General features: G+C 72.1%; 3 protein-coding genes and 1 pseudogene. 1 reads left to right on the top strand and 3 read right to left on the bottom strand.

Features of this window, described 5'->3' with window-relative positions:
* Window positions 1–349: pseudogene (locus NBW84_RS17040) on the bottom strand (hypothetical protein); the annotation flags it as partial.
* 92 nt (window positions 350–441) lie between these two features.
* Window positions 442–1,674, bottom strand: coding sequence for a 4-hydroxyphenylpyruvate dioxygenase (hppD, locus tag NBW84_RS17035; protein ID WP_250285725.1), 1,233 nt, complete (start codon window positions 1,672–1,674; stop codon window positions 442–444).
* An 865-nt stretch (window positions 1,675–2,539) separates the two neighbouring features.
* Here hppD and NBW84_RS17030 point away from each other — a divergent pair.
* The gene (locus NBW84_RS17030) at window positions 2,540–2,887 is read left to right on the top strand and encodes a hypothetical protein (RefSeq protein WP_250285724.1); all 348 of its coding nucleotides are present in this window, start codon (window positions 2,540–2,542) and stop codon (window positions 2,885–2,887) included.
* A 284-nt stretch (window positions 2,888–3,171) separates the two neighbouring features.
* Here NBW84_RS17030 and NBW84_RS17025 read toward each other — a convergent pair whose 3' ends face one another.
* Entirely contained in the window at window positions 3,172–4,569 is a 1,398-nt protein-coding gene (locus NBW84_RS17025) for an aldehyde dehydrogenase family protein (RefSeq protein ID WP_250290863.1), read from the bottom strand.
* Window positions 4,570–4,608: the final 39 nt, after the last annotated feature.

Raw genomic sequence — 4,608 nt, 5'->3', positions numbered from 1 at the left:
CCCCAGGCTGTTTACCGGGCGGTGTCCCGGGCTGCGTGCCGGGCGGTGTGCCGGGCTGCGTCCCAGGCGGTGTGCCGGGCGGCGTGCCGGGCGGTGTGCCGTTGAACAGCGCCGGCAGCCGGAAGTGCCGGGGCAGCAGCGGGATGTTCGGGTGGGTGGTCAGGTCCGCGGGCGTCCAGGGCGCCGCGTCGGCGATCGCGGCGGGCACGCCGGTGTGGTACAGCAGCGCGTGCTCCCCGGCGAAGCCCTCCGCGCCCAGCAGCTCCTCGCGGTAGAGGCCCCCGTCGGGGCCGCGGTGCTGGGTGTGCCGTTTGGGCGGAACGTCGCCCACGGCCCGGTAGTGGGGCATGGCATGTCCTTCCCACCCGACGGCCCTGGCGGCCCGGCGGCTCCGGCGTGCCCGGTGCCGCCGGCGTCCTGGGCCCGCGGATGTCCCCGGCGTCAGAGGTTGCCGCGTCTGGCCTGCTCACGCTCGATGGCCTCGAACAGCGCCCGGAAGTTGCCGACGCCGAAGCCGAGCGCCCCGTGCCGCTCGATGAACTCGAAGAACACCGTCGGCCGGTCGCCGACCGGCCTGGTGAAGATCTGCAACAGGTAGCCGTCCTCGTCGCGGTCGACCAGGATGCCGCGGGTGCGCAGCTCCTCGACGGGGACCCGCACCTCGCCGACGCGGGCGCGCAGCCCGGGGTCGCGGTAGTAGGCGTCCGGGGTGTCGAGGAACTCCACGCCCCGGGCCCGCAGGACATCCACGGTGGTGACGATGTCGCTGGTGGCCAGCGCCAGGTGCTGGACGCCGGGACCGTCGTAGAAGTCGAGGTACTCGTCGATCTGGGAGCGCCGTGCGCTGATCGCCGGCTCGTTGAGGGGGAGTTTCACCCGGTGGTTACCGTTGGTGACAACCTTGCTCATCAGGGCCGAGTACCGGGTGGCGACGTCCCCGCCGACGAACTCGGCCATGGTGGTGAAGCCCATCACCCGGTTGTAGAAGGCGACCCACTCGTCCAGCCGGCCCAGCTCCACGTTGCCCACCACGTGGTCGAGCGCCTGGAACAGCCGGCCGGCTCCGCCCACCGGCCGCGCCCGGCCGGGCGTACCGCCGGTACGGCCGGTACGGCTGACACGGCTGACGTAGCCGGGCAGGTAGGGGCCGGTGTACCGGCTGCGGTCGACGAGGCTGTGCCGGGTCTCGCCATAGGTGGCGAGGGCCGCGAGGCGGACGGTGCCGTGCTCGTCACGCAGGTCGTGGGGCTCCTCGACGACCGCCGCCCCCCGCACGCGGGCGTGGGCGACGCAGCGGTCGACGTCGGGGACATCCAGGGCGATATCGATCACCCCTTCCCCGTGCCGGCGGTGGTGGCGCAGCAGCGGGGACGCCGGGTCGACCCCGCCTTTGAGGACGAACCGGACCGCTCCGGAGCACATCACGTACGCCTTGTGGTCACGGTTGCCGGTCTCGGGCCCGCTGTAGGCGACCAGTTCCATACCGAACACGGCCTGGTAGAACAGCGCGGACTGGGTGGCGTTGCCGACCGACCACACAACGGCGTCCCAGCCCGCGACCGGGAAGGGGTCCGCGGCCGTGTCGTGCTCCACCAGCCCGACGAGGCGGCGTATCTGGTCGAGGCCGGGTTCCGCCGGCCGCCGCCGGCTGGTGGAGATCTCGCTGCCGCTCATGACCGATCCTCCGTATCCTCCGTGGAGTTGAGGACGGCTTCCTGCCGGACAGTAAGCACACCGCACGAACAAATACCGCGCAACTCCTCTGCCCGGCCTGCCGGGAGGACGCTCCGTGAGGGCCGATCGAGCCCCCGGCCCCCGACCCCCGGCCCCCGACCCCCGGCACCGGGCACCGGCACCGGGCACCGGGCGCCGGGCGCCGGGCGAGGCGGAACGGGTCGCGCCCACCATGCCGGACGCTTCTCCCCCACCGGACCTCTCGGCACCGGGTGGGCGGCTGGCCGCCCGGTGGCCACGGGCCCGTCCGGCGGCGGGTGCCGACGGCGCGGCCCGCCGCCGTGACAGTGGCAGCGGCGGCGGCAGCGGCGGACCGCCGCCGGCCCGTACCCGGTCGTCCCGTCCGCGGCGGGACGTGTGGCATTGTTCCGCCGCCGATGGTCCCGGAGTTCCCCGCAATGGTCCCGGCAGTGGTCCTGGCATTTTCCGCGATGGCCCCCGGGCGATGGCGACGACCGGGCGTGACCTGGCCGACAGGCACGGAATTCGTGACGGCCGGTCGCCGGTCACCGTGACGACGGCCCTTTCGGAGTGGGACAGCACATACCGCCGGCGCCGACGGTGACCGCGATACAGCAAATACCGTTGTCCACACAGCGGATATCGTTGCCCGTGGCACTGCCGGCCCGGCCCGCCATCCGTCCCGGGCCGGTTCCTGTGACATACACGTACCGCGCCGGGAATAGTCCCCGCCCGGCCCGGCGCATGGCCTAACGTGAACGAGACGCGGCTACCATTTCGTTTTCGGGAGTTCGCGTTGCTGCAGGTTCTATCGGATGAATGCGTTGGGAGGTAAGTGTTACCCGTGCAAAACGACAAGAATTCGATAGTCCGGAGGGTCCTCGCCGGCGCGACCGTGGCGCTCGGTGCCGCGGCCTTCATCGGTCTGGGCACCTCTGTCGCAACCGCAAGCAGCGTAGACGCCGGTGCCACCACCGTCGTGGGGGCTGACGCGGGTGTCGGTGTCGGCCCGATCGTCGGCCCGGTTGGTCCGGTCGGCCCGGTCGGCCCCATTGGCCCTGTCGGCCCGGTTGGTCCGGTCGGCCCCGTGGGTCCGGTCGGCCCCGTCGGTCCTGTCGGCCCCGTTGGCGTCGGCCCGATCGTCGGCCCGGTTGGCCCGATCGTCGGCCCGATCGTCGGTCCGATCATCTGATCGGCACCACCTGACCGGCACCAACACGGTGTGACGGCACGACTCCGAAAACAACTCACCGACAACAAGTGGTGAGCGGACGTTGAGCCAGCAACGTCGCAACACAGCTCGACCCGCGCCGGCGGGACCGGTACCGATGACGAATCCCGCCGGTACGCCTTCTCCCGGGCGCCGTCAGACCCGCCCCGGTCACGGGCACCACCCGCGGCCGGGGCGGGCCGGGCAGCCGGCGCCAGCAGGACCCACAAAAGCCCGGCGCGTCCCAGGAAATCTCACAGGAAATCTCAGAAGAAGCGGCGCAGCAGCTTCTTCTTCCATTCCGTGTACGGCGGGTAGAGCAGCGGCGGGTCAGGCCGGGCCGGTTTCGTGACGACCGCCCGGCGGTGGCTGAACGCCTCGAATCCCCACCGGCCGTGGTAGGCGCCGATCCCGCTGGCGCCGACTCCCCCGAAAGGCAGCTGCGGGACGAGGACCTGCACCGCCAGATGGTTGACGACGACACCACCGGAGCTCGTCCCGCGCAGCACCTGCCGCACCACCGTCCTCGAACTGGTGAAAAGATACAGGGCGAGCGGCTTCGGCCGGGCGTTGACAAAGGCGACCGCCTCGTCGAGGGAACCGACCGTCAGGACGGGCAGAACCGGCCCGAATATCTCCTGGGTCATCAGCTCCGAGGCCGGGTCCGGATCGAGCACGACCGTCGCCTCGACGGTGATCGTGCCGGGATCGCTGCCGCCGCCGGCCACGACCTGCCCGTGGTGCCCCTCGAGCGCGCGGCGCAGCCGGTCGAACTGCCGTGGGTTCACGATCCGCTGTACGGGCTCGTCCCGCTGGAACCGCTCCAGCGTGGCCCGGATCTTCGCGACGAACTCGTCCCGGACCGAGCTGTCGACGAGAACGTAGTCGGGGGCGACACAGGTCTGGCCGGCGTTGAGCAGCTTCACCGAGGCGATCCGCTGGGCGGCGACGTCCAGGTCGGCGTCCGGCATGACGATGACCGGGCTCTTGCCGCCCAGCTCCAGGGTCACCGGGGTGAGGTGCCGCGCCGCGGCCTCCATCACCTGCTTACCGGTCTCTGTTCCGCCGGTGAAGAAGACGTGGTCGAGCCCCTGCGCCACCAGCTGCCGGGTGACGGTGGCATCCCCCTCGCGCACGGCGGCCGCGTCCGCGTCCAGATACTCCGGCAGCAGGCGGGCGAGCAGCGCGGAGGTCGCCGGCGCGTGCTCGGACGGCTTGACCACGACAACGTTGCCCGCGGCGAGCGCCCCGACGAGCGGGGACAGCGTCAGGTAGACCGGGTAGTTCCACGGGCCGACGACGAGCACCACGCCCAGTGGTTCGTACTGGTAGAAGCCCCTGCCCGGCAGCATGTTCACCGGCAGTGACGTCCGCCGTGGGCGCACCCATCCCCGCAGGTGCCTGCGGGCGTACGCGGCTTCGGCGCGGGTGCTGGCGATGTCCCCGAACCAGGCGTTGTGGGCGCCCCGGCCGAGGTCGGCGCCGAGGGCGGCGACGATGTCGTCCTCCCGCTGCGTGAGCAGGCGTTCGATCGCGCCGAGCTGCCGCAGCCGCCACCCGAGGTCGCGGGTGCGGCCCGTCGCGAACGTCCGGCGCAGCCGCTCGACCGTCGCGGCGGCATCGGGCTGGGCCTGCGCAACCGGTACCGACGTGACCACGGCCATCCCCTCCCTGCCTTTCCCGCCTGCTCGTCCTGCCTGCTC

It is taken from the genome of Protofrankia sp. CiP1_Cm_nod2, assembly GCF_920664355.1.
In the GTDB taxonomy this organism is placed as follows: domain Bacteria; phylum Actinomycetota; class Actinomycetes; order Frankiales; family Frankiaceae; genus Protofrankia.
This window is presented reverse-complemented; position numbering and strand designations above follow the sequence as displayed.

Excerpts from the sequence above, each read along its gene's own strand:
- hppD (WP_250285725.1), bottom strand. The coding sequence starts at position 1,674 with ATGAGCGGCAGCGAGATCTCCACCAGCCGGCGGCGGCCGGCGGAACCC.
- NBW84_RS17025 (WP_250290863.1), bottom strand. The coding sequence starts at position 4,569 with ATGGCCGTGGTCACGTCGGTACCGGTTGCGCAGGCCCAGCCCGATGCC.